The organism is Ruegeria sp., assembly GCF_965199275.1.
Lineage (GTDB): Bacteria > Pseudomonadota > Alphaproteobacteria > Rhodobacterales > Rhodobacteraceae > Ruegeria.
Genome location: NZ_CBDAQX010000002.1, coordinates 104678 through 128408, shown reverse-complemented (window position 1 = coordinate 128408; position 23731 = coordinate 104678). Strand labels below are relative to the sequence as shown.

Sequence of the window (23731 nt, the reverse complement as noted above, 5' to 3'; positions counted from 1 at the left end):
CTGAAGCTGCAGTGTAGCCTGCGCGGGTCGAGGCCTGCACATGGGTCCACACATGGACTGTCAGTTTGACTTTTGAACCTTCCATGGCGGGGGTATCGTCGATGCGGCTTTGGGAGTGAGCGGCGGCTATTTTCCGGAGCGTTTAGGTCAGATATGCATTGGATTCCACGCCGGGATGAAGACGTCGCCGTGCCCGGCCACAGGTTTTTCGGAGCGAACCGGGTTCATTTCAGGGGGACCCGCAAATTGCACAGATGTGGCCTGTGGTGTGCCGGCCATGTATGTTCACCATGGGGCATGCCCTGTTTTTCGACCGATGAACGCCAGAATGTGCAGATTGTCTCTCAGCAGCCAAAGAAGGGGTGGGCGGATGTGTTCAGAATCGGTGGGCGGATGTCACCGGATTGCGCGCCATAGCATCCCGGACCGGTTTGAAGCTGAAGCACAAACGACCTGGCCGCGCCGGAGGGCGCGGTGCCTGTTTGCCGCCGTATGGCCCGCTGCCGCTCTGCGCGTGCCGGAGGTGATCTGATGCTTTCGGGTCCGCGCCCGCTTGTGAGCGCCGAACAGACGTTCGGTTATTTCCTGCACGAGTATCTCGCCCGCAATGACAGTGCGCACCGCTCGGCAAACCGCTGGCACGGTGCGGGTGCGCAGGTCCTGGGGCTTGGGCCGCGCGTTGGCAAGCGCAAGTTCATCTCGATCCTGTCCGGCCAGGTTCCCGGCACGCAGATCACGCTGGGCCGGGTCATTGATGGCACACGCCAGCATCGTCCCGGCTGGGACATGACATTTTCGGCTCCGAAATCGGTCTCGCTGGAGGCGCTGTATCGCGGCAGGCGGGCGGTGATGCACGCCCATGATGCGGCGGTGCGCGCCACGCTGGACTGGATCGAACGCGAGCACCTGCAGACCCGGGGCTATGACCCTGCAACAGGGCGACGGCCACGGGAGGCTGCGGACGGCATGATCGCGGCAACATTCCGGCATATGGCAAGCCGCAACAATGACCCGCAACTTCACACGCATGCGGTGGTCGCGAACATGACGCGCAACAGGGATGGGGCATGGCGCAGCATCGAGCCGACATTGCTGAAGCGCAACCGGCGCGTGTTCGGCGCATGGTACCGCAACGATCTGGCGCGGCGCTTGCGTGCGCTTGGCTACGACCTGACCCCGACCACCGTGGGCGGGTTACCGAGCTTCGAGATATCCGGCTGGTCGCGGGAGTGGCTTGAGGCCTTCTCGACCCGGCGTCAGGATATCCTTCGGCACCTGGCGGACACGGGCCGGATCTACACGACCGCGAACGCGCAGGCGGCAGCGCTGGTGACACGCGGCAAGAAGGCGGAACCGGTACAAGGTGAACTTGTCCGCCTGTGGCACGCGCGTGCAGCGCAGCTTGGCCTCGTCGAGGACCGGCCATCCCGTGCGCGCGTGGCCAAAGAGGCTGTCCTGACACCGCTTGAAGCGGTCTGGCAAGCCATGGCGCACCTGGAGGAACGGCACTGTGTATTCCGGCGCACCGACCTGCTCGCCGCCGCGCTGGGGCGCGACCCCGGACGCCACTCACACGGGGACCTGGAGGAGGCCATCGAGCGCTTGCGCAGGGACCGGCATCTTGTGGACACAAAATCCGGTGATCTGACCACGCGCCAGACCCTGCGCGCGGAACGGGACGTGATTGCCGCCCTGCGGGCGGGACAGGGGCGCGCCGCATCACTTGCCGACGACCAGACCCTCAGGGCACGGCTTGAGGCCACGTCGCTGACAGCCGGTCAGCGGGATGCGGTGCGGACGATTGTGATGTCCGAGGACCGTCTGGTCGGGGTTCAGGGGTTTGCGGGCACGGGCAAGACCCGCATGCTGAGGGAGGTCGTCCGGCTGGCCGGGGACCGCCCGGTGATCGGGCTGGCCCCGTCCTCGGCTGCGGCCCGTATCCTTGCGCTCGAAGCCGGGATTGGCACAACCACGCTGCAATGGATGCTGGCGCGGTACGAACATCTCGGGGATGGCCCTGATCTTGAGGCGGCGCGCAACCGCTTCCGGGGGGCCGTGATCGTGGTGGACGAGGCGTCCATGATCGGCACGGTTCAGATGCGCGGGCTTCAGCACGTTGCGGAGCGGATCGGAGCGGCCCGCCTCGCCCTTGTCGGCGACAGGCTTCAGCTTCGCTCGGTCGAGGCGGGGCAGCCGTTCCGCCTGCTTCAGAACGCGGGGATGGAAACGGCGCGCATGGACGACGTGCTGCGACAACGCAGGCCGGACCTCAAGGCCGCTGTCACGCATATGATCGCGGGGGATGCGGAGCTTGCGGTTCAGGCTCTGGGCAGCGACGTACGGGAAATTCCCCCCGACAGGCTGGCGGAGACGGCGGCCCGGCTCTGGCTGGCGCTTCCTGCAGAGGCCCGCAGAAGAACCATGATCCTCGCCCCGACCCATGGGCAGCGCGAGGAGATCACCGCCGCGCTCCGCAAGGGGCTTGCCGAAGACGGGCTGCTCGCTGGCCGGACGCTTGCGATCGAGCGGCTCGTGGACCGCCGCCTGACACGGGTACTTGCCGCCGATCCCATGAGCTACCGCGCAGGCGACATCGTTGTTGCCAACCGTGACGTTTACGGGTGCCGGGAGGGGGAAGCCTGGCGGGTGACGGGCAGCGACGGGGAGCGGATCGCGCTGGAGCGGCGCGGGGTTACTGGCGGGTTCCGGCCCTCGGGCAACGCCGCGCAGAACCTGTCCGCCTTCGAGACGCGCCCGATCTCGCTGCGCGCGGGGGACGAGATCGTCTTCACGCGCAATCTCGGGAGCCTCGGGGTGGTGAATGGCGACCGCGGGCGGATCGAGGAGATCGGACGGGCGCGCCTGCGCATCCGGCTTGCCGACGGGCGGCGGCTGGAGCCGCTGACAAAGGATGACCGGCTGCGGCATATTGACCACGCCTGGACATCGACGGTGCATCGCGCGCAGGGCAGGACGACCGACAACGTGATCGCGGTGCTGGACGCGGACAGCATGATGACGGACCGGGCACTGCTTTACGTGGAGATGAGCCGCGCCCGTGACGGGTTCGTCCTGTTGACCGACGACACGGAACAGCTTGTGCACCGGCTGGAACAGGACACGGGCGTGTCGCATTCCGCGCTGGAGGCGACCGGACAGGTGCTGGATATGCCGCGCTCCGGCTGGGTGTCGCAGAAGGAACCCCTGCGTCCGGCGCTGCAGGACTGGCGCGCGCTTGAGGTGGAGGCGGACCGGGTCGGGATTGCGCCGTTCCTCATGGCCGGTGCCGATGCGCTGCTGGATCGGCTGCGTCGGCGTGCAGCCATCGAAGGCGCGCCGGGGGAGATCGCAACAAAAGAGATCGCGCGGATTTTGGCGGATCACGCGGCCCATATCCGGGACCGGGCGCGCGCCGCCATCGGGCAGGCCTGGCAGACCCTGCGGGCGCGGGCGGCACGCGAGGACAGCCACGTCGCCCTGCAGCCGGGGGCGGACGCGCTGCTGAAGCAAACCGGCGGGTTGCGCGGGGCGGGGCCCCTGCCCGAAGCGCTCACCACGGGCGTCAGAGACTGCCGCGCCCTGCTGCGCGGGCTTGGGGACCGGCTGGAGCGCTGCGGAACCCGGGTCAGCCAGCAGGTCCGGAGCCGGGAGGACAGGATTGGCCGGATCGAACGGGACTGGACATTGCAGCGGGTCATGGCGAAGACCACGCGGCAAGACATCGCGTTTCTGCCGGAAACGGAGGAATTGCTGGCCCGGACGCGCCGGGTTGCCGCGCAACATCCCGGAGCGCTTCCGAAACGCGTGCTGGATCATGTGGAGGATTGCGCGCGCGTGCAGGACCGATGGAAAAGGCTCGTGCATGTCGCGCGCGTGCTGACGGACAGCGCACGCTCGGTGCAGCCCGCCGATGAGACGGTTTGCGCGGCCATGGTCGAGGCGGAAGACCTGCTCGCCGATGACCGCTTGTCCTGCAAGGCGCTGCTCGAACCCGGGCTTCTTGCGCCGATGAAGCATGCTTTGAGCACGTTGAACAAAAGGCGCAGCGTGGAAGAGCGGGCGCAGGACCTTCGCAGAAGCTGGAAGATGCGGGAAGCGGAGGCGAAGCGGCAGGGGTGTCATCCGTTCCAGCTCGGAGGGTTCGATCACTTCATGGAACGGCTCACCGGCTTCGCGCACGACTTGCCCCCGGACCTTGCGGCCCTGCCGGAACTGGCGGCGCGGTATCGCCGGGTGCGGCAGGACCTCGATGCGGTGATCGCGTTCGACACCAGGCGGCGGACCGTCCTCATGCGGGCCGCGACCTGGCGCCCGGATACGCCGCTCGACCGAAGCCTTCTCACCGGCTACGGACGCTGGGCAAGGGCTGCCCCGAACGTGATCGAGAAGGGAACGCGCCTGATGGAAGATGCGCTGCTGGCACCGCAGGACCGCAAGACGCTGGGGAAGATGCTGGAGCGCATCACATCCGCGCTGGACGGTTGCGGTCTCGAGGCCTGGCGTCTCGGGCTATTGGAGCAGATCAACGACACGGCGGATGCGCGGGGGTGCCACAGGTATTTCGTGGAGGGCTATGACAGGGTCTTCGAAGGGCTGGGCGAACGGATGGTCGCGGGGCCGGGCGGCAACACGCTGGCACGCAACGAACGGGCGGTGCGTGACGACATGGGTGCTGCGGAGTTCGCGGTGCACGCCCTTGACAGCGACCTCACCAAAGCGCTGCAGCAGCGGCAGGAGGGCGGGGAGCGCTTCGTGTCGGAGATGCATCCCTACCATTGGTGGCAACGCGACACGCAGAAAAATCTCGAAAGCGTCCGGCGCATGTTGAACGACCGCGAGAGGTACGGCCCCCATCTCGACAGGGTTCCGGGGCTGGAGGAACGTTTGCGCCAAACGGCGGCCTCGGTCTCGGAGATCATCAAGCGCGATGCACCTGTCAGGACGCAGGTCGAGGCCGAACATGCCAGGACCGTAGAGCGGGACATCGCGCGGCGGGCGCGTGAACGGTCCCTGCGCAGAGGGCGCGGCCCGTCGCGCTCCATGGGGCTCGACTTCGGGATGTAGGTCCTTGCGGCCCGCACACCCGGTTGCAACCCGGCGCGACCCCGGTATCCCCCGGTATCCTTGCCGCAGGCCCGGTTCCGGCCCATGGGCCGTGCCCTGCCGCACGGGTGCCAGTGGGTCATTACGCGCCGACATGTCCGTGCAGGGCAAACACAGGGAGCCAGCGTCGCCTGAAATCAAATCGGCGCAAGCTATGCGACCCTATACCAGAAAGACCAAAAAAGGGGTGGCCGGATGTGTTCAGAATGGGTGGGCGGATGTCATCAGATTCCGCAACGACCGCCCCGGCCCGCGCGGATCACCAGCCCGCATCACATCCGCTGTTTCGGGCCATGCACTTTTACCTCGACCGATTTCGCGCCGTGCCACTCCTTCACAGCCCTTGCCAGAAGGGCTTGCGCCCGGTCCGGCCCGAAGAGCTTCTCAAAGGCGAGGAAAAGCGCGTCGTACCGGCCCTCGGCAATCAGTTCCGTTACCTTCGCATCGCGCAGGAATGCAATCTGGTTGCCAAGTCTTTCCATCCAGTCGGGAGACAGGTCGAGCATGTCCATCAGGGCCTCGATCCGGGCGGACATGGCCCGCTGGTCTTGCGCACTCAGCACCAGGGGCTGCGGACGCGCGCCGAAGATCGACAGGTCCGCAGTGAGCGCGCGCTCCACGAGATAGGGCGAGGTTTTCATCCCGGCTCTGGACGCCCGCCGTTTCGCCTCTTCCCAATCGCTGTCGGTGCAGGAAATGTAGAAAGTCCTTTTCTCTGCCCGCTTGTTTCCTGCCCGTGTCATTCTGCCTGCGTCATTCCTGCGCCTCTTTCGCTGTTACGCTCATTCTTCGCCTTGCATGACATAGAGAAGCGTGACCTCATCGACCATGGAAGGCCCCCCATCATCCCTGCCGTCCAGCAGATTGCGAAAACACAGTTCCAGCGCATCGATCCTGCGCACCAGATCGCGCTGCTCCTTGGGGGTGAGGACAAGCGCGCTTGCGGATGGCGGGGCGCTGTCATGCAGGGCGCAGGTCATCACGAATTCCGAAACACTCTTGCCAACCGACGCCGCCCGCATCCTGATCCGATCCCAGTCGCCGGGGGTCTTGCAATAAACCGGTCGTCCCCTCTTCATCCCGAAGCGCCTTCCCCTGAACCGCCCGCAGGGGTCGGGACAGGTCGGGTCGGGTCCGTGCGCTGCTGCATCGCGACCCGTCGCAGGGCTGCTGTCCAGCCCTCCTCTTCCCCGCGCTCCGCCAATCGTACCCGTTCCACTTCGCACAGTGTCAGCAGGGCGGTCTCGATCCGCTCAAGCCGCGCCGACAGCGTGGTGAGCGAAGGGCCGTCGGAGACTTCGGCAGACAAGGCGCGCCGGACCACATAGCCGCTTGCCGAGAGCCGCGCGGCTTTGGCCCGCGCCCGGACAATGTCCCACTCGCTGTCGGTGGCGTTGATCACCCGTTGCTTTCTGACTGACCTGTCTGACATCGCACGATCCCGGTATGTGCAAGCAAGATACACTATGTGTATAGCACCTTTAAGAGCAGCGACATTACACAAAAACCACTATGCTTTACATAGTACCTATATGCAATCGTAAGCCCCGAACAGCGCAAAACAGTAACATGACAGACACAAACATGCATAGTTAATGTTCCGAAAATGCAACTTCTGGCCCCAAAGCACGCCCCAAAATCATATATGCAATGCACATAAATCTGTCTTGCGGTGATCTGTAACAAACTGTATTAACGTCGCTAATGAGAGGTATCAAACAAACTATGCAAGGTGAGCAGGCCAAAATTGTGGTGAAATGGTGGGTTCACACCATATGGAGCGTGGTTCATCCCAGCAGTCGAATTGGCTATAGCACTTTCAATAATCTACGCAGCTGCAATGGCGGTTTGGCCACCTGAGAAAGGACATGGCGACTTGAAGGCCTTTGCCATCACGTCGGGCATTGGGTTGCTGCACGGGTTTGGCTTCTCCTTCATGTTACACCTAATTCTACATGTTGATGCACCAAACGTTTGGCACAGCTTGCTGGCGTTCAATGTCGGAGTAGAGGCTGGTCAAGTCATAATCGTTTTATTGGTCTGGCCCTTAGTGTTGTTGTTGCGCAAACAACCAGGTCGCATCTGGGTCAGCTCTCGCGCTGTCGTTGCCGCGTGCGCAAGTCTGGTCGCGATGGTTTGGGTAGTGGAACGGGCAGAGTTCTTTCTCTGACACTTGCGTTGTTGACATGAAGCACGCGACCGCTGGCAACCTGACATGCAGCTTATGCAGATGTACGGTCAATTCTTTGCATGCCACTCAATCCGCAAAGTCTTGAATTGAATGTCCGCTTCGGGCTGAGATCGGTCCTCAGCAACCATTGAGCCAACGGCAAATTTATCCGCATTGCGGTCATTTGTCGAAACCGCACCGCAACATTGTCAATCGGCATTGAATAATGACCCCCCATCGGCGTCCAAATTTGACCCCCCTTGGAGCTAAGAGGGGCGTTGAGGGGGTCGTGTTTAGGTTGATTCAGGAGGGGGTGGACAGCAGGTCAAACCGAAAAGAGAGCGTAGCTCGACTGAAGGTTTGACCTGCTGTCTGTTTTGAATTTATTCCCCGATTTCGAGGTTAGTCGCGGTGGTTAATTCGCCAGCTTTCGTTCCCGGTTTCGATGATATCGCAATGGTGTGTCAGTCGATCCAGGAGAGCAGTGGTCATTTTGGCATCTGTGAACACACTCGGCCATTCAGCAAATGCGAGGTTGGTTGTTAGCAGAATAGACGTTCGCTCGTACAGTTTGCTGATGAGATGGAAGAGTAATCGTCCACCAGACTCTGCGAACGGCAGATAACCGAGTTCGTCTATAATCACGAGGTCGACGCGGATCAGCTGCTCGCTGAGCCGCCCGGCGTTGCCTTCGCGATGTTCAGCCTCCAGCTTGTTCGCGAGATCCACAGCGCTGAAGAACCTGACCCGCCGGCGGTTATTGACCGCGTGGCCCCCGATCGCTGTTGCGAGATGCGTTTTGCCCGATCCGGTTCCACCGACCAGCACGCCATTCCTGGCCTGGTCCATAAAATCGCCGTCATGAAGATTGCGCACGACTTCCTCGTTGACGGGGCTGACCGTGAAGTCGAACTCAGGTAAGGACTTGCAGACCGGGAACTTTGCGGCACCCATCTGATACCGGATCGAGCGCGCAGTCTTTTCGGCCAGTTCGGCCGTGAGGAGTTCGGCCACGACCTGTTGGGGCCGCCAGTTGTTTTTGGCTGCGGCCTGCATCACTTCGTCAAAGCAGTTGACGATGCCTGGCAACTTCAGTTGACGGGCAAGTTCGAGAATTTCCTTACGCAGTTGCATGGGAGCCTCCAAGCCTGTCATAGCGAGCGCAATCCGCGATCGGTGCCATTTTCAGCTGCAGGTGGGCAGGCGGCTCAATCGCCTTTGGCGGCGGGGGATTGGTGCGCCGAGAGACAATGTTCAGGATCGCATCGGCCTTGCGCAGGCCAGATTTTAGAGCTTCTTCGCAGGCAGCCTCGACCACATCAATGTCGTGCTGGTAAGCAGCGAAAAGAATATCGGCAAGTTGCCGGTCTCCGTCGGATGTGCCCCGCAGATGGGTCCAGATCTGCGTCATTGCCGGTGGTAGGTCCCAGTCACGGAACGGTGCTCCATTGCGCAGAGCGCCAGGCTTGCGCTTGAGGACGGGCACATAGTGCCAAGGGTTGAAGATCGTTTTTCCTCGGCCGAAGCACCGTTCGTGCTCTCCGACAATCTCACCGTCTTGGCGCAGGACAATCCGCGTGGCGTAGACCTGCAACTGGACCTGACGTCCAACAGCTCTTGCCTCAACGCTGTATTTGTTTCTTTCGAAGTTGATCAGGCAGGTTCGGCTCACGGCGACCGTCTTTTCACGGAACCCGACGAAGGGCTTCTGCAGATGCGTCAGCAGCGGCTTTTCCTGCTGGAACTCCTCCCAGACCGTCACCTCCAGGTTTTCCGGATGCCGCAGTTCTTTTGCGCGTTTGATCGCGTCTTTTTGCAGCCGGGCATTCAATTCATCGAAGTCGGCCACCTCCAGACGCGGTGTAAAACTATAGGCGCGGCTCTCCTTGACCAGATTCTCAACCTGACCCTTCTCCCAACCGGCCGCGCGCGTACAGGCGATCGGGTTCACCAGATGATGAGAACACATCCGGGAGAATGCCTTGTTGAACTTTCTTTCCTTGCCCGACAGGATCGCATCGACGGCGGTCGTCATGTTATCGTAGATCCCGTTGATGCAGCCTCCACCAAAGAATTTGAAGGCCTCGTCGTGGGCATCAAAGACCATCTCCTGCGTCTCGCGCGGATAGGCAATGGAGAATGGCATGCGGCTATGGCAAAGTTTGAAATGGGCAACCTTCACGGTCGTGAGTGCACCGTCCATCAAAACCGTCTCCACACTCCAGTCGAACTGGTACGCCTCCCCAGGATCAAAGATCAGCGGGATGAACGCCTGCGCCTGTTGTCGGCCGTGCGCAATGCGCCAATTCTTTGTGTAGCGTCGAACACTGTCATACCCGCCGCCAAAACCATCATCGGAGAGTTCCTTCCAGATTTTGGTCATCCGCTTGCGGTGTTTCTTCGGAAGCGCCTCGTTCTCCTCAAGCGTTTCATCCAGACGCGCGCGCCAAGGCCCGAGCACCGGGTATGGCTGCGATTTGCGCTCATATTTGAACTCCGTCACTCCCGATCGGATTATCTTTCGAACCGTTGCACGGCTCAAATTGAGCGAACGGCAAATTTCCTTGATGCTCTTTTTTTCGATCAGGTGTAAGCGACGCACTTTTCTAATAGTTTCCACGCAAATCATCCCGCTTGCCTCTCCATCGACTGCTCAATGAAAAGGATGTCTACAACCATAGGGAGGGGTCAAATTTGGACGCCGATTTCCCCGCTTAGGGGGTCAAAATTGCACGCTTTTCTACATTCTTGAGGCATGTCGTCTTGGCGAATGGTATATGTATCGAGCATCGGTTATCTCCTTTCAGGCCAAAGATGGGAGGTCGGGCAACTGCTCGCCACTAGCGAGAATGCACAGTCACTATGCGTCAGCGAACCCCTGCAAAGTCGGTCCAACACAAACCAGCGATCTTGCGCTTCTAGGCTTCGATGCCGAGCTGGATGAAATCTTGTAGGTCTTTGCGGCTACCCGAGGCCTTTGTCAGAACGGCATCAATGTTTTGCGGCGGAATATATTACGTGGGTGCGTGATGGATTTCGAAAACCTGAAACGCCTGATCGATCTCCACGATGGTTTGACCGCCGAGCTCGATCCGCACCCGATGGGGTACTGCCCGCAGCGTAGGTGGTCGTGGATAGTCTTGGACGTTTTCAGTTGTCCAACCTGTCATTTCGAACCTTGGTTATGAATCGGTTGTTCCATCTTCGAACTAGCGCGCAACCAGCGCTATTCTAGCGGAAAAACTTCCAGCACATGGCGGGTGAACCAGCACCATCAAGACGCTCAATGTCAGCTTTGAACGGACAGCATTTTTTGACCGGCGTTGCAGGCCGAGAAGCCGAAATGAGTGTCCTAAATCTACCAGTTCGCCAACAGTTCGCCCATGCGCTCGAGGCCTCAATGATCGAACCGTTCGGTTGTTCCTCATTCCAATCGATAGCCATCGTCGGGCCTTCCTGCAGATCATGTACGCGCCGCGCATGGTTCCAGACCGTCCGAAAGTACTTCAGTGTGTGATTTGCGGAGGATGGTATTGCCGCCATGGATCTGTGACGCTCAACCGCCATCGACTTGGTTATCTCATCCAGCGGCAGGCGCAGCCAATCTTTCAAATGTAGCTCGAACTGCTGACGCACCCCGGATCGTTGAGCCTCAGACCGAAGCTTGGGACGTGCCAAATAGGTTTCCATGGCTGTCTCAAGCGTAGGCTCTCCGATCTGTAAACGCTTGCCCGCTCCCCTGCCCCAGTCAAGCGCATATCCCAGTGCAGTTTGTCGAGCAGTATCTGCGGAAATCATCGGGTAGCGCCCGATCAAAACACGCCGCGTTTGGCCTCCAACGTCTTTCTGGAAGTACCAGGTTTTCGACTGCTTCCCCACGAAGAGAACAAGCCCCTTGATCTCGCTGTCCCAGTGCTTGGCGGTGCCCTGTTTTGTCTGCGGAACCTTGCGTGCGAATGTCTCTGTGAGCTTTGGCATCTTATCGGCTTTTTGTCGGAAACAGTATGATAGTAGCTGCTACCAAATGGTACGAGCTGCAACATATTATTGAACTAAATGAAAGATATAGAAACTACACGATACTCAGTGAAACTGATCATCATTGCTTGGAAGACAGGGGCCTTACCATTAATCTTTACCTGCTCAATGTTTGGGTTGAGCAATCCAAGCATCTGGGCGTGTCAAGAACCGAAGTCACGCCGGGCGTGCATTTCTTTGGGGCGGCGGGGCTATCAGATATCCTCGCCCGGCGGCTCCAGCGCGCCGCCCGGTTCCAGCAAGGCCCGCTCGGACAGCCATGGGTTCAGCTCAAGGGCCGCAGTCAGGGCAGAACGGGCCTCATCCAACCGTCGCAGGCCCAGCAACGTCAGAGCACGGCCGCTCATGGCCGCGATGTGATTTGGGGATAGCTCCAGCGCCCGATCCAGATCGACCAAGGCCGAAGGAAAGTCTTGCCGCAGGAAATTGACGAAAGCACGTTGGTTATACCCTTCGGCGTAGTCCGGGCAGTAGAGCACCAGTTCATCAAGCTCCTGCAAAGCGCCCAGAAGATCCGACGCCTCTCGCCGCGCCATGCCACGATCCAATAGCGTCTGAGCGCGCAGGTCGGGCGCGTCGGTCCACAGCTCCCACATCTTGTTGGAAATCCCGCGCGCCTCCGACTGCGACTCGGCCTGCTGAATTTGCGCAATCAGCGCGCCCACCCCTTCCGAATGATCCGGTGCAGACGGGCAGGATTGCGCCAAAGCGGGCGTTGCAAGCCAAAGGGCAATGGCAGGTGCTCTGAACGTGCGGATCATAGACCAAGTGTGACTCACAATCCGCTTTGGTCAAGTTTCGCGGTCGATTCCCCCCAACAAACCAGTTTCCTTCACCGCCTCCATCGCAACAAAGGTCGAGGTATTGGCCACATGCGGAAGGGATGAGATCTTCTCGGCCAGCACCGCGCGGTATTCTGACATGGATCCGGTGCGGACCTTCAGCAGATAATCGAAATTCGACGCGATCATATGGGCTTGTTCGATCTCGGCGATCTTGCGGACGGCGGCATTGAACTCGGCCAGCGCTTTTTCCCGCGTGTCAGTCATGCGCACCTCTACAAAGGCCACGTGATCCAGCCCCAACCGGATCGGATCCAGCATCGCCCGGTATCCTGTAATCACGCCGTCGGCCTCAAGCCGCTTCAACCGCGCCTGAGTCGGAGATTTTGATAACCCGATCCGCCGCGCCAGATCCGCGACCGAGACGCGTCCATCTTCCGCCAGAGCCATCAGAATCGCACGGTCAAAGCGGTCGAGGTCAGGAAAGTCCATTTGCATCGCCATACCGTAAGAAATCAGTTCATTTGACCTATGTATGTTATAACTCGGTCCGTTGTCCCGAAAAAATGCACGTATACTGATAAAAACGCCCGGAGGAACCATGTCTCACAGCCTGCGCACATCCATCGACACCCACACCTATGCCGATCAATCGACCGTTCTGCAGGCATTGACCGAGCAAGCCGCCTTGTCGGAGGCGGATCGTCGCGCCATCTGCGACGCGGCCGCTCAGTTGGTTCGCGATATCCGGTCCAGCACTTCGCCCGGCATGATGGAGGTGTTTCTGGCCGAATACGGCCTGTCCACCGACGAAGGTGTGGCGCTGATGTGTCTGGCCGAGGCGCTGCTGCGAGTACCCGATGCAGATACGATTGATGCGCTGATCGAAGACAAGATCGCGCCCTCGGACTGGGGCAAACACTTGGGGCAGTCCTCATCCTCGCTGGTCAACGCCTCGACCTGGGCCTTGATGCTGACCGGCAAGGTGTTGGATGAAGGCAAAGCCTCGCCCGTCAGCGCCATCCGCGGGGCGATCAAGCGGCTGGGTGAGCCGGTCATCCGCACCGCCGTTGGACGCGCGATGAAGGAGATGGGGCGTCAGTTCGTTCTGGGCGAGACCATTCATTCGGCCATGGATCGCGCCAGCGGGATGGAGACCAAGGGCTACACGTACTCCTACGACATGCTGGGCGAAGCGGCGCGGACCGAGGCCGACGCCGCCCGCTATCACCTGTCCTATTCGCGCGCCATCGCCGCCATTGCCGAGGCGTGTACCCATGACGATATCCGCGCCAATCCCGGCATCTCGGTCAAGCTGTCCGCCATGCATCCGCGGTATGAACTGGCACAAGAGGCGCGGGTAATGGATGAGCTTGTCCCCCGCCTGCGCGCGCTGGCCCTGCTGGCCAAGGCCGCTGGCATGGGCCTGAATGTGGATGCCGAGGAGGCCGACCGGCTGTCCCTGTCCCTGCAAGTCATAGAAGAGGTCATGGCTGAGCCTGCCTTGGCCGGTTGGGATGGGTTCGGCATCGTGGTTCAGGCTTACGGCCCGCGTGCCGGTTTGGTTCTGGATACGCTTTACGACATGGCCCAGCGTCATGATCGCAAGCTGATGGTGCGGCTGGTCAAAGGCGCCTATTGGGATACAGAGATCAAGCGCGCGCAGGTCGAAGGGGTCGATGGCTTCCCCGTCTTCACCCACAAGGCTGCGACCGATGTCTCGTACATCGCGAACGCCCGCAAGCTGCTGGGCATGACCGACCGGATCTATCCGCAGTTTGCCACGCATAACGCTCATACTGTCAGCGCCATCCTGCACATGGCCGAGGGGCAGCCATTCGAGTTCCAGCGCCTGCACGGGATGGGCGAAACGCCGCACGGGCTGGTTTTGGACAAGCACAAAACCCGCTGCCGAATCTACGCGCCGGTCGGGGCGCATCGCGATTTGTTGGCCTATCTGGTCCGGCGTCTGCTGGAGAACGGTGCGAACTCATCCTTCGTGAACCAGATTGTGGATGAGGCCGTACCTCCGGAAGAAGTCGCCACTGATCCCTTCACCGCAGTTGAGACACCGCCCTCGCCTCTGCCTACAGGGCCAGAGCTGTTTTTGCCCGAGCGTCCGAACTCCAAAGGCTTTGATCTGCACCACACACCGACACTCGACCAGATTGATGCGGCACGGGATCGGTTTCGAGAGACCGAGTGGCATGCCGGGCCGCTCTTGTCCAAGGACGCGAAACCCATGGCTGAGGAGCCGGTGATTAACCCGGCCAAACCACAGGACAAGCCCGGCACAGTTACATCGACCAGTACTGCGGATGTGGAGCTTGCTCTGGCTTCGGCCAGCCCGTGGCAAGCCCCTGCAGAACACCGCGCCAAAGCTCTGAACGCAGCCGCCGATCTGTATGAGGCTCATTTAGGTGAGCTCTTCGCCTTGTTGGCGCGCGAGGCGGGGAAATCCCTGCCCGACGCGGTTGCCGAGTTGCGCGAAGCCGTGGATTTCCTGCGCTACTACGCGGCGAACATCCCCGATGCCAAACCGGCCGGGATTTTCACCTGTATCAGCCCTTGGAACTTCCCTCTGGCGATTTTCACCGGACAGATATCGGCGGCTCTGGCAACCGGCAACGCTGTCCTTGCCAAACCCGCGCCGCAGACGCCTCTGATCGCGCATCGCGCGGTGCAGCTGTTGCACGAGGCCGGAGTTCCCCGCGATGTACTGCAATTGCTGCCGGGCGGACCGGAGGTCGGGGCTGCGCTCACCTCGGACACGCGCGTCTCGGGCGTGGCGTTCACCGGATCGACGGCGACGGCGTTGAAAATCCGGTCGGCCATGGCGCAGAACATGCGACCCGGTACGCCGTTCATCGCTGAGACAGGTGGGTTGAACGCGATGATCGTGGACAGTACGGCGCTGCCGGAACAGGCGGTGCAGTCCATCATCGAAAGCGCGTTTCAATCAGCTGGTCAGCGCTGCTCGGCCCTGCGCTGCCTCTATCTGCAAGCGGATATCGCCGAAGATGTTCTGACCATGCTCAAGGGAGCGATGGACGCACTGCAAGTCGGCGATCCATGGCAGATCTCGACCGATTGCGGGCCGGTCATTGACGAGGCCGCGCGTCAGGGAATCGCGGACCATGTCGCGAGAGCCCGTGCAGAAGGGCGCGTTCTGAAAGAACTCAACACGCCGCCCGAGGGGACATTCATTGCCCCCACCCTGATCGAAATCGGCAGCATCGCCGATTTGCAACGTGAAATTTTCGGCCCGGTTCTGCATGTCGCTCGCTTCAAAGCGCAAGAGATCGACGCGGTGATCGCCGACATCAACGCCACTGGCTACGGGCTGACCTTCGGCCTGCACACCCGCATCGACGACCGGGTCCAGCATGTGACCGAGGCGATCCACGCGGGCAATGTTTATGTGAACCGCAACCAGATCGGCGCCATCGTGGGATCTCAGCCCTTTGGAGGTGAGGGGCTTTCGGGAACAGGCCCCAAGGCGGGTGGGCCGAACTACATGGCCCGGTTCTGCGCGCCGGATCGTCAGAGCAACTCAGAGACATGGGCGACGACTGCGGAACTGCCCGCGCCGAAAGGGCAACCGGCCCCGGTTCGAACCCAAACCCTGCCCGGACCTACGGGGGAATCAAACCGGTTGTCTGAATTTGCCCGGCCTCCGCTGTTATGTCTCGGCCCCGGCGAGAGCGCTGCGCGCGCTCAGGCAGATGCGGTTTTGGCTTTGGGTGGGACGGCGATTGAGGCGACGGGCATGCTGGACCTGCATCGTTTGGAAAACCTGACCGGCTTCGCGGGCGTTCTGTGGTGGGGAGACGAGGAAACTGCCCGTCAGATCGAACATCATCTGGCGCGGCGCGACGGGCCGATCCGGCCCATGATCCCCGGCCTGCCGGATCGTATGCAGGTGCTGGCGGAACGCCATGTCTGCGTCGACACAACGGCGGCGGGCGGCAATGCGGCGCTGTTGGGTGGTGCGGCATAACCTGACCTTGACGCTGGGCGCGGAAAAGCCCAGCGTCGCGCCATGTTTCCGATCCGAGATCACAACCCCTCGGGGCGCACGCCCTATGTTGTCTACGCCCTGATGGCGGCGAATATCCTGATCTTCGTCAGCTATGTAGGGATCATGGATAACGCACGGGTGCTGCAGCAGTTCTATTTCGACTACGCGATCATTCCCGCCCGTAGCGCCGAAGGGGTCGCACTCGAGACCTTCGTGACCTCGATGTTCCTGCATGGCGGCTGGATGCATCTGGCGGGCAACATGCTGTTTCTGTGGATTTTCGGGGATAATCTGGAAGACGAAATGGGTCACCTGCCCTTTTTGTTGTTCTACCTTGTCGCCGGGATCGGAGCCGGACTGATCCATGTGATCACCGCACCCGACTCGTTAGTGCCCACAATCGGAGCCTCCGGGGCGATTGCTGGCGTGATGGGCGGGTATCTACTGCTTTTTCCCAAAGCCCGAGTGGATATTCTGCTGATACTGATCGTTTATTTCCGAGTCTTTAGCATCCCGGCCTTCGTGATGCTCGGGGTTTGGCTGGCCCTGCAGTTTTTCGGCAGTCTTTCCAGCAACCCCGACGAAGGCGGCGTTGCCTATTGGGCTCATACCGGTGGGTTCGTCGTGGGGCTGATCCTGTGTATCCCGCTCTGGCTGAAACGCGGAGGACCAGCGTACTGGGACCGCACGCACGGCCATCCGCCTCACCCCGAGACGAAATACAAGCTGTCGCAATCCCGCATCCCACGCGTGCCGCGCAGGTAAAGGCGTTTAACCCCGGATTACCTTGGCAAAGCTGTCAAAGATCGGCTCGTTGGCGCAAATGACCTCGCCATCTTCCAGAATGCTGCCTTCGGCGTTCAAGGGCTGAACCAGGCCACCGGCCTCTTTCACGATGATGATCCCTGCGGCCAAGTCCCATGCGTTCAGGCGACGTTCCCAAAAGCCCTCGTAGCGACCCGCCGCCACATAAGCCATGTCGAGCGCGGCTGCGCCCCAGCGGCGTACGCCGGCACATGTGGGCATCAGGCGCGCCAAATCTTGCAGCGTGCCAGGCAAATCCGAGCGACCACCGAAGGGCAAACCGGTCGAGAAAACAGACTCGATCATGCGGTGACGGCCCGAGACACGGATGCGCATATCGTTCATCCAGGCGCCTTCGCCTTTTTCGGCAAAGAACATCTCGTCCTTGGCGGCGTCGTAGATCACACCGGCGACGATCTTGCCCTTATGCTCCAGCGCGATCGAAATCGCCCAGTGCGGCAAACCGTGCAGGAAGTTGGTGGTGCCGTCCAGCGGATCGACGATCCAACGGCGGGTCGGATCCTCGCCGTCAATCGCGCCGCCCTCTTCGGCCAGCCAGCCATAGGTCGGACGCGCGCCCAGCAGTTCCTCTTTCAGGATGGCCTCGGCGGCGATATCGGCCTTGGACACAAAATCGCCCGCGCCTTTCATCGACACCTGCAGGTTCTCGACTTCACGGAAATCCTTGATCAGAGACCGCCCCGCCTTGCGCGCGGCTTTGATCATGATGTTGAGATTTGCACTGCCAACCATTTTGAAAAGGCTCCTGTCCGGTCAAACCGCGCGTATACTGATGCAATGCGCCCTTGCCAAGAGGAATGATGCGCATAGCAGACCCAAGCGAAACGCCGTTACTGCGCCTGCAACTTCCGCGCCTCGTCTCGCGCCAGTTTGACCAGCTCTTGGACAAAGGGTTTTTCCAGATCCTCAGTGCGGACAGCGGCATAGAGACGACGGGTGATCCCCTCTTTCGTCAAAGGGCGGGTGACGTAGTCCGAGTTATACTTGACCTCACGCACGACCCAATCCGGCAAGACAGAAATCCCCCGGTTTGAGGCGACAAGCAGCAGGATCACGGCGGTCAGTTCGACCTGACGGATGCTGGCCGGTTCAACCCGCGCCGGGATCAGCAACTGGCTGAACACGTCCAGCCGCGTGCGCTCGACCGGATAGGTGATCAGGGTCTGACCGCGAAAATCCTCGGCCTCAATGAAGTCTTTCTCGGCCAGCGGATGGGAAGATGCCGCGACGAATACCGGGTTATAGTCGAACAATTCCACGAACTCGACACCCGGCAGGTCTTCGGGGTCGGAGGATACCACCAGATCAACCTCTTCCTTTTGCAAGGCAGGCAGCGCGTCAAAGGCCAAACCGGGGCGAATATCCACGTCGACATCGCCCCAGGACTTGCGGAAGGACTCCAACACTGGAAATAGCCATTCGAAACAGGCGTGGCATTCGATCGCGATATGCATCCGACCCGTACGGCCATCGCGCAGGGATGAGAACTCATGCTGCGCGGCCTCGACCTGAGGCAGAATCTGTTCGGCCAGTCGCAACAGACGCAGCCCCGCCGCAGACAGCTTCATTGGTTTGGACCGACGAAGGAACAGTTCGACTCCGGCTTGATCCTCCAACCCTTTGATCTGGTGACTCAGCGCCGATTGGGTGATGTTCAGCTGATCGGCCGCACGCGCAAGGCCACCACAGTCATGGATCGCCTTGATGGTGCGCAGGTGCCGGAATTCGATATGCATGTAAAGTGGAACTCATGTTGTTCTTGAGGAATATGAGTTTGTCTCACAATGCGTGTCATGCGACAAGACCCTCAGTTGATCCTGAGAGGCTGCGATGACCAAACCTGAAATCTCATTCGAGTTTTTTCCACCCAAAACGCTGGAGGCCTCATTCCGGCTGTGGGATACGGTGCAGACGCTGGCCCCTTTGGAGCCCCGGTTCGTTTCTGTCACCTATGGCGCGGGAGGTACGACGCGCGAGTTGACGCGCGATGCCGTCGCGACTTTGCACAAGTCATCGGGACTGCCAGTTGCGGCGCATTTGACCTGCGTCGATGCCTCGCGTCAGGAAACGCTGGATATTGCAGACACCTTCGCTCGTGCCGGTGTCGAAAACATCGTCGCATTGCGGGGCGATCCGCCAAAGGGTCAGGACAGGTTTGTCCCTCACCCCGAAGGTTTTGCCAACTCTGTAGAATTGATTGAGGCCCTCGCAGAAACAGAGATGTTCAGCATTCGCGTCGGCGCTTATCCCGACATTCACCCCGAAGCAAGGGATACGCGGGCCGATATCGACTGGCTAAAGGCCAAGCTGGACGCGGGCGCCGATGAGGCACTGACGCAGTTCTTCTTCGAGGCCGAGACCTTCTTCCGGTTCCGCGACGCCTGCGAAAAAGCCGGGATCGACAAGCCGATCGTGCCGGGCATCCTGCCGATCGAAAATTGGAAAGGCGCGCGCGCCTTTGCCCAGCGCTGCGGTACACGGATACCCGATTGGGTCGATCACGCCTTTGAAAAAGCTATCCGCGATGACCGCGAGGATCTGCTGGCCACGGCCCTTTGCACCGAGCTTTGTTCGGACCTGCTGGAGGGCGGTGTGGACAAGCTGCACTTCTACACCCTGAACCGGCCCGAGCTGACCCGCGACGTGTGCTTCGCCCTTGGGATCACCCCGAAAGCCGAACTGCAGAACGTCGCCTGATCCCTCTCAACAAAGCCCAAATGCCCGCGCCATCCGAAAGCGCGGGCATTTTGCTTTGCCGCTGGAACAATGTCTGCACGGCCAGATCATTGTCCCCCGCAACTAGTTCAATCTTGAGAAGAATTTGACAAAATCCTGACCGTGCTCAAACTGGTCTTGTGTACGTTAGTGAGTGTTTTTGAGTATGAAACCTGTCGATAAGATCGCAGCGCGAAACAGCGCGCTGGCGGACCTTGGGTTGTCGCCCTCTGCCAGTTCCGACGAAATCCGCGAAGCTTGGCGTAATATTGCCTTCCGGGCGCATCCCGACCATATGCCAGGGGATTGCGAAGACTTCTCGCGCGCTAAGACTGCCTATGATTTTCTGCGCAAACAAGGGTTGGGCGCAAAAGGCGCATCGGGTCCGCAGATGCCGAAACGGCCACGCCTCAAAAAACGTGTGATCGAGTTGCCGTCCGAAGATATTGCCGCCTGCAAATCCATGCTGAACCCGACGCAAGCACTGCCGCATATGGCGGATTCGCCATCGCCTCAGGACGCAGATGTCGAACCGGCCGCGTCAGACCATGTGCCCGATGCCGTCGGATGCTACGGTCGTCACCTGACCTTTTTCGTGGCAACGCCGGTCACCGAAGGGGCGAACCGCATCGCCCTTCCGACCTCGGTGCTGAGCAACAGACGGCATGTCGAAACCGAGATTCTGAGTTTCAAGTCCAACAACGCCGGCCCGGGCGAGGTGGTGATTCCTGACACCATTTGCGAACGCAAATTTCCGGGGGCAAAGAGTGTCCGTATCCGTTTCGAAGCCAATCAGGACATGATCGACGAATTCTGGCTGGCTGGATAGTCAGCCAGAAAAAAGCCCGGCTCAGTGGGGGGAGCCGGGCTGGATTTTCTTCACGGCTGTGTCTGCGCGATCAGTTGCTGACAGGCCCTTCTGAAGTGAATTTCGGGATCACGCTTGTCGATGCGTCCGCGCTTTCGATACCGGGCCAGTTGCCTTCAGCCAGGTTGATGTTGCCGGGGATATCCTCTTCGAAGAATCCCACAACAACGTCAGTGATGTTCAGGTACAGCTTGTCATCAACGATGCGCCACAGGTTAGGGTTTGCCGGAACCTTGCCGCCTTTTGAGACGCCATAGGCGCAATGCCCGTCATATTGAGGCGCGTAGTAGGCCGGGTTTTCAAGAAACTTGTCGCGGTTCTCCTCCGATGTAAAAGCCCAAGTTGCGCCATTGTATTCCGCCGTGATGTCGGCATTGCCGCGTACACCTTCTGGCTGCGAGGTCCCCACCGGTGCCTGATCAAGGCCGCGGTAGGCGACAACATCATAGCCAGAGACCGCAAATCCGGTTCCGTCGACATATTGGGGGCCTGCAAAAGCCGGAATTGCCAGAGCCATGGCCGCAGCAAAAGACAGGGCAAAACGTTTCATGTGGTCATTCCTTTTTCGTGTATCGGGGGTGCCGTTTGGCTGACACCACAGACAATAAGCGATTCTGAGGCGCTTCGTAGGCCCGCTCGCGCCGGTGTGACCATCAACGAGATTTCGTGAGAGAATTATTACAGTTTCACGCGTCAAGCGGGGTTGGACTCGGGGATTTGCAACATTAGCTGTTAGCGCATCGGCTTTGCAGCCCTGCGATTGGCAAGAAAGGCATCAGATGAGCGATCAATCCACTTACACTCCCCCCAAAGTCTGGACCTGGGACAGCGAAAGCGGCGGGCGCTTCGCCAATATCAACCGCCCCATCGCCGGCGCAACCCATGACAAGGACCTGCCCATTGGCCGCCACCCCATGCAGCTTTATTCGCTGGCAACGCCCAATGGCGTCAAAGTGACAGTCATGCTCGAAGAGCTTTTGGCGTTGGGTCACGAAGAAGCCGAATACAATGCATGGCTAGTCAATATCGGCGAAGGGGATCAGTTCAGCTCGGGTTTTGTCGAGGCGAACCCGAACTCGAAAATCCCGGCGCTCTGGGATCGGTCGGGAGATGAACCAGTGCGTGTGTTCGAAAGCGCCTCAATCCTGTTCCATCTCGCTGAAAAGTTCGGAGCGTTCCTGCCCGCGTCAGGCCCTGAGCGGACGGAAGTTATGAATTGGGTGTTCTGGCAGATGGGCAGCGCGCCGTATCTGGGCGGCGGATTCGGCCATTTCTACGCCTATGCGCCCGAGAAATGGGAGTACCCGATCAACCGCTTCGCTATGGAGGCCAAGCGCCAACTGGACGTGCTGGACCGTCAACTGGCCGAAAACACCTTTATCGCAGGCGAGGATTACTCGATCGCGGATATGGCAATCTGGCCCTGGTATGGGCAGCTGGTTCTTGGGCGTCTCTATGATGCTGCCGAGTTCCTAGATGTGGAATCCTATGAAAACGTCATGCGTTGGGCCAAGGCGATTGACGCGCGTCCGGCCGTAAAGCGGGGCCGCATGGTCAACCGCGCGTTTGGCGAGCCGCACACGCAGCTTCATGAACGTCATGAGGCCAGCGATTTTGATACCCGCACGCAGGACAAGCTGGAAGCGGCGGCGGATTAATCTCTTCGAGGTTCCTTCGAAACATTTGGCGCGGTGCAAAAGACTGCACCGCGCTTATTTATTTAAGGATCGGCGGGTTTTCTGGATCGCTACCGGGCACAGGCCGCTTCAGGTCACGGGCCTCGGGTTGCGGCAGGTCGAACCGCAATCCAACCTTCGCCAAAGACGCGGCAGCGGGCGCTTCGGGCGCAAAGAACCCGACATCCATCGCTCCGGCCTCGATCCCCGAAAAGGTCAGCGCCTCGGACGCGGCCTTGGCCAGCGCCGATTGCGCCCCGTCCAACGCCCCGACAAAGCCCAGCAAGTGACCCGAAGCCCCGGTTTCGGATTTGGTGCCGACCAGATAGGCCGCCTGCGCCAGACCGACAGCAGTCGACAGCTTTGTATCCAACGCACGCAACAGGGTTTCCGGCAGGCCGGTCGGAGGCAAAAACTCGGCCAGTTTCTCTTCGACCTCGGCGGGCGCATGTTCCAGCGTTGACGCTAGCCAGCCCAGCGCCTCAGACGGGATCAGCATCGAGGATGGCGCGACCTCGAGGTTCAGGCCCAGACCGATCCCCTGCCCTGCCAGCATCGAAGACAGGATACGCCCCGAAAGCGCCGCATAAGGCACAGGTCGTCCGGCAAACTGCGCCAACCGATCCTCGCGATCAAAGGCCAGTACGAAGCGGCCATCGGCCACGTCGAACAGCTCGGGTAAGATATTCTCGCCCTGCGCTTCTTCGGTCAGCATCAGGAACAACTCACTATCGGCCAGCCGCTCAAAAAAGCGGAGCCGGGCGGCATCGTCTTGCGGAGCGGCTTCCATCGCGGAATGCGCTGTGTCCAGCGCCGTTGCTTCAGTCATATAGAACCTCTTGCACCCGTGCCCGCAAGGCCGGCAGCAGGTCGGTCTCGAACCACGGATTTTTCTTGATCCATGCCGTATTGCGCCAGGACGGATGAGGCAAGGCAAAGATGTACGGCGCGTGGTCCCGCCAATTGCGGACGGTTTCGGTGACTGAACTGCGCACTCCAAGATGGTACTTATGTGCGTGCCCCCCGACCAACACTGTCAGAGGGACCGGACCAAGCGCCTGAACGACCCGGTCATGCCAGGTTTTACGGCACAAGGCGGGCGGCGGAAGATCCGCTTTGCGGTCGTCATATCCAGGAAAGCAGAAGGCCATGGGCACAATGGACAGACGATCCCGATTGTAAAACACCCCCTCGTCGATCCCCAACCAATCCCGCAAGCGATCCCCCGACGGGTCTGTAAAAGGCCGCCCCGACTCATGTACCCGCGCGCCCGGAGCCTGCCCCGCAACCAGGATCGGAGTGCCAGCGCGGAACCAGACGACAGGACGCGGCGCGTGCTGCGTCGCGGTTTGCGCGAACGCATCCGCACACAGCCGACAGGCCGAGATTTCCTTTTGCAGATCACTCATAGCCGCTGTCTTGCCCCGAAATTGTGAGAATCAAAGGATGATAGCTACCCTCGAACTTGCCGCCAAAACATCTTTTCGTGTCGATGTTTGCCACGATGTGATCTGCACTTTGCGAAGGTGCATT

The 23731-nt window shown here is 60.4% G+C and carries 19 protein-coding genes and 1 pseudogene; 7 read left to right on the top strand and 13 right to left on the bottom strand.

The features are described from left to right. Window positions 1-531 precede the first annotated feature (531 nt). Complete coding sequence (mobF, locus tag ACOERD_RS00840; RefSeq protein WP_419737714.1) at window positions 532-5064, top strand: MobF family relaxase; 4533 nt, start codon at window positions 532-534, stop codon at window positions 5062-5064. A 311-nt stretch (window positions 5065-5375) separates the two neighbouring features. On the opposite strand, the gene ACOERD_RS00835 is transcribed toward mobF, so the two are convergent. The 3 genes from ACOERD_RS00835 to ACOERD_RS00825 are packed head-to-tail and all read right to left on the bottom strand — an operon-like array spanning window position 5376 to window position 6535. After that, on the bottom strand, window positions 5376-5846 hold the full coding sequence (locus ACOERD_RS00835; protein ID WP_419737713.1) for a hypothetical protein: 471 nt from the start codon (window positions 5844-5846) through the stop codon (window positions 5376-5378). A gap of 39 nt (window positions 5847-5885) precedes the next feature. Next, window positions 5886-6182, bottom strand: coding sequence for a hypothetical protein (locus ACOERD_RS00830; protein ID WP_419737712.1), 297 nt, complete (start codon window positions 6180-6182; stop codon window positions 5886-5888). Beyond that, window positions 6179-6535, bottom strand: coding sequence for a hypothetical protein (locus tag ACOERD_RS00825; protein ID WP_419737711.1), 357 nt, complete (start codon window positions 6533-6535; stop codon window positions 6179-6181). The genes ACOERD_RS00830 and ACOERD_RS00825 overlap by 4 nt, the downstream gene beginning before the upstream one ends. Window positions 6536-6907: 372 nt before the next feature. Here ACOERD_RS00825 and ACOERD_RS00820 point away from each other — a divergent pair, with 372 nt between their 5' ends. Next, window positions 6908-7273 carry a HupE/UreJ family protein gene (locus ACOERD_RS00820; protein ID WP_419737710.1) on the top strand — a complete coding sequence of 122 codons (366 nt, stop codon included), beginning with the start codon at window positions 6908-6910 and terminating at the stop codon, window positions 7271-7273. A gap of 402 nt (window positions 7274-7675) precedes the next feature. On the opposite strand, the gene istB is transcribed toward ACOERD_RS00820, so the two are convergent. From istB to ACOERD_RS00795, 5 genes and pseudogenes are all read right to left on the bottom strand, one after another. Then, a complete protein-coding gene (istB, locus tag ACOERD_RS00815) occupies window positions 7676-8407 on the bottom strand; it encodes an IS21-like element helper ATPase IstB (protein ID WP_419737606.1) in 732 nt (243 codons plus the stop codon). Beyond that, window positions 8394-9902, bottom strand: coding sequence for an IS21 family transposase (istA, locus tag ACOERD_RS00810; RefSeq protein ID WP_419737605.1), 1509 nt, complete (start codon window positions 9900-9902; stop codon window positions 8394-8396). Before istA ends, istB begins: the two co-directional genes overlap by 14 nt. A gap of 752 nt (window positions 9903-10654) precedes the next feature. Then, window positions 10655-11251 (bottom strand): annotated as a pseudogene (locus ACOERD_RS00805) (Arm DNA-binding domain-containing protein); the annotation flags it as partial. Window positions 11252-11505: 254 nt separating this feature from the next. Continuing rightward, window positions 11506-12072: a tetratricopeptide repeat protein gene (locus ACOERD_RS00800; protein WP_419737709.1), complete on the bottom strand. Its 567-nt coding sequence runs from the start codon at window positions 12070-12072 to the stop codon at window positions 11506-11508. Window positions 12073-12102: 30 nt separating this feature from the next. Beyond that, a complete protein-coding gene (locus ACOERD_RS00795; RefSeq protein WP_419737708.1) occupies window positions 12103-12591 on the bottom strand; it encodes an Lrp/AsnC family transcriptional regulator in 489 nt (162 codons plus the stop codon). A 103-nt stretch (window positions 12592-12694) separates the two neighbouring features. Between ACOERD_RS00795 and putA the strand changes: the two genes are divergently transcribed. Together putA and ACOERD_RS00785 are read left to right on the top strand one after the other, a co-directional pair. After that, window positions 12695-16093 carry a bifunctional proline dehydrogenase/L-glutamate gamma-semialdehyde dehydrogenase PutA gene (putA, locus tag ACOERD_RS00790; RefSeq protein ID WP_419737707.1) on the top strand — a complete coding sequence of 1133 codons (3399 nt, stop codon included), beginning with the start codon at window positions 12695-12697 and terminating at the stop codon, window positions 16091-16093. 42 nt (window positions 16094-16135) lie between these two features. Continuing rightward, window positions 16136-16879 carry a rhomboid family intramembrane serine protease gene (locus tag ACOERD_RS00785; protein ID WP_419737706.1) on the top strand — a complete coding sequence of 248 codons (744 nt, stop codon included), beginning with the start codon at window positions 16136-16138 and terminating at the stop codon, window positions 16877-16879. A gap of 6 nt (window positions 16880-16885) precedes the next feature. Here the strand turns inward: ACOERD_RS00785 and ACOERD_RS00780 are convergent, their stop codons facing one another. Together ACOERD_RS00780 and ACOERD_RS00775 are read right to left on the bottom strand one after the other, a co-directional pair. After that, complete coding sequence (locus ACOERD_RS00780) at window positions 16886-17671, bottom strand: inositol monophosphatase family protein (RefSeq protein WP_419737705.1); 786 nt, start codon at window positions 17669-17671, stop codon at window positions 16886-16888. A 98-nt stretch (window positions 17672-17769) separates the two neighbouring features. After that, window positions 17770-18675 carry a LysR family transcriptional regulator gene (locus tag ACOERD_RS00775; RefSeq protein ID WP_170374775.1) on the bottom strand — a complete coding sequence of 302 codons (906 nt, stop codon included), beginning with the start codon at window positions 18673-18675 and terminating at the stop codon, window positions 17770-17772. Window positions 18676-18769: 94 nt separating this feature from the next. Here ACOERD_RS00775 and metF point away from each other — a divergent pair, with 94 nt between their 5' ends. Together metF and ACOERD_RS00765 are read left to right on the top strand one after the other, a co-directional pair. Next, on the top strand, window positions 18770-19636 hold the full coding sequence (gene metF, locus ACOERD_RS00770; protein ID WP_170374773.1) for a methylenetetrahydrofolate reductase [NAD(P)H]: 867 nt from the start codon (window positions 18770-18772) through the stop codon (window positions 19634-19636). Window positions 19637-19820: 184 nt separating this feature from the next. Continuing rightward, entirely contained in the window at window positions 19821-20483 is a 663-nt protein-coding gene (locus ACOERD_RS00765) for a J domain-containing protein (protein ID WP_419737704.1), read from the top strand. Between the two features lie 70 nt (window positions 20484-20553). Here the strand turns inward: ACOERD_RS00765 and ACOERD_RS00760 are convergent, their stop codons facing one another. Then, the gene (locus ACOERD_RS00760; RefSeq protein WP_419737717.1) at window positions 20554-21072 is read right to left on the bottom strand and encodes a YHS domain-containing (seleno)protein; all 519 of its coding nucleotides are present in this window, start codon (window positions 21070-21072) and stop codon (window positions 20554-20556) included. A 229-nt stretch (window positions 21073-21301) separates the two neighbouring features. Between ACOERD_RS00760 and yghU the strand changes: the two genes are divergently transcribed. Further along, a complete protein-coding gene (gene yghU, locus ACOERD_RS00755; RefSeq protein WP_419737703.1) occupies window positions 21302-22180 on the top strand; it encodes a glutathione-dependent disulfide-bond oxidoreductase in 879 nt (292 codons plus the stop codon). A 58-nt stretch (window positions 22181-22238) separates the two neighbouring features. On the opposite strand, the gene ACOERD_RS00750 is transcribed toward yghU, so the two are convergent. Together ACOERD_RS00750 and ACOERD_RS00745 are read right to left on the bottom strand one after the other, a co-directional pair. Continuing rightward, a complete protein-coding gene (locus ACOERD_RS00750) occupies window positions 22239-23027 on the bottom strand; it encodes an SseB family protein (RefSeq protein ID WP_419737702.1) in 789 nt (262 codons plus the stop codon). Next, a complete protein-coding gene (locus ACOERD_RS00745; RefSeq protein WP_419737701.1) occupies window positions 23020-23607 on the bottom strand; it encodes a uracil-DNA glycosylase family protein in 588 nt (195 codons plus the stop codon). Before ACOERD_RS00745 ends, ACOERD_RS00750 begins: the two co-directional genes overlap by 8 nt. Between the last annotated feature and the right edge of the window lie 124 nt (window positions 23608-23731).

What these genes read in the sequence shown, in the direction of transcription:
- ACOERD_RS00760 (WP_419737717.1), bottom strand. Translation starts at nt 21,072, where the DNA reads ATGAAACGTTTTGCCCTGTCTTTTGCTGCGGCCATGGCTCTGGCAATT.
- ACOERD_RS00785 (WP_419737706.1), top strand. Translation starts at nt 16,136, where the DNA reads ATGTTTCCGATCCGAGATCACAACCCCTCGGGGCGCACGCCCTATGTT.
- istB (WP_419737606.1), bottom strand. Translation starts at nt 8,407, where the DNA reads ATGCAACTGCGTAAGGAAATTCTCGAACTTGCCCGTCAACTGAAGTTG.
- ACOERD_RS00775 (WP_170374775.1), bottom strand. Translation starts at nt 18,675, where the DNA reads ATGCATATCGAATTCCGGCACCTGCGCACCATCAAGGCGATCCATGAC.
- istA (WP_419737605.1), bottom strand. Translation starts at nt 9,902, where the DNA reads ATGATTTGCGTGGAAACTATTAGAAAAGTGCGTCGCTTACACCTGATC.
- ACOERD_RS00745 (WP_419737701.1), bottom strand. Translation starts at nt 23,607, where the DNA reads ATGAGTGATCTGCAAAAGGAAATCTCGGCCTGTCGGCTGTGTGCGGAT.
- ACOERD_RS00835 (WP_419737713.1), bottom strand. Translation starts at nt 5,846, where the DNA reads ATGACACGGGCAGGAAACAAGCGGGCAGAGAAAAGGACTTTCTACATT.
- ACOERD_RS00795 (WP_419737708.1), bottom strand. Translation starts at nt 12,591, where the DNA reads ATGCAAATGGACTTTCCTGACCTCGACCGCTTTGACCGTGCGATTCTG.
- ACOERD_RS00830 (WP_419737712.1), bottom strand. Translation starts at nt 6,182, where the DNA reads ATGAAGAGGGGACGACCGGTTTATTGCAAGACCCCCGGCGACTGGGAT.
- ACOERD_RS00800 (WP_419737709.1), bottom strand. Translation starts at nt 12,072, where the DNA reads ATGATCCGCACGTTCAGAGCACCTGCCATTGCCCTTTGGCTTGCAACG.
- putA (WP_419737707.1), top strand. Translation starts at nt 12,695, where the DNA reads ATGTCTCACAGCCTGCGCACATCCATCGACACCCACACCTATGCCGAT.
- yghU (WP_419737703.1), top strand. Translation starts at nt 21,302, where the DNA reads ATGAGCGATCAATCCACTTACACTCCCCCCAAAGTCTGGACCTGGGAC.
- ACOERD_RS00780 (WP_419737705.1), bottom strand. Translation starts at nt 17,671, where the DNA reads ATGGTTGGCAGTGCAAATCTCAACATCATGATCAAAGCCGCGCGCAAG.
- ACOERD_RS00765 (WP_419737704.1), top strand. Translation starts at nt 19,821, where the DNA reads ATGAAACCTGTCGATAAGATCGCAGCGCGAAACAGCGCGCTGGCGGAC.
- metF (WP_170374773.1), top strand. Translation starts at nt 18,770, where the DNA reads ATGACCAAACCTGAAATCTCATTCGAGTTTTTTCCACCCAAAACGCTG.
- ACOERD_RS00750 (WP_419737702.1), bottom strand. Translation starts at nt 23,027, where the DNA reads ATGACTGAAGCAACGGCGCTGGACACAGCGCATTCCGCGATGGAAGCC.
- mobF (WP_419737714.1), top strand. Translation starts at nt 532, where the DNA reads ATGCTTTCGGGTCCGCGCCCGCTTGTGAGCGCCGAACAGACGTTCGGT.
- ACOERD_RS00825 (WP_419737711.1), bottom strand. Translation starts at nt 6,535, where the DNA reads ATGTCAGACAGGTCAGTCAGAAAGCAACGGGTGATCAACGCCACCGAC.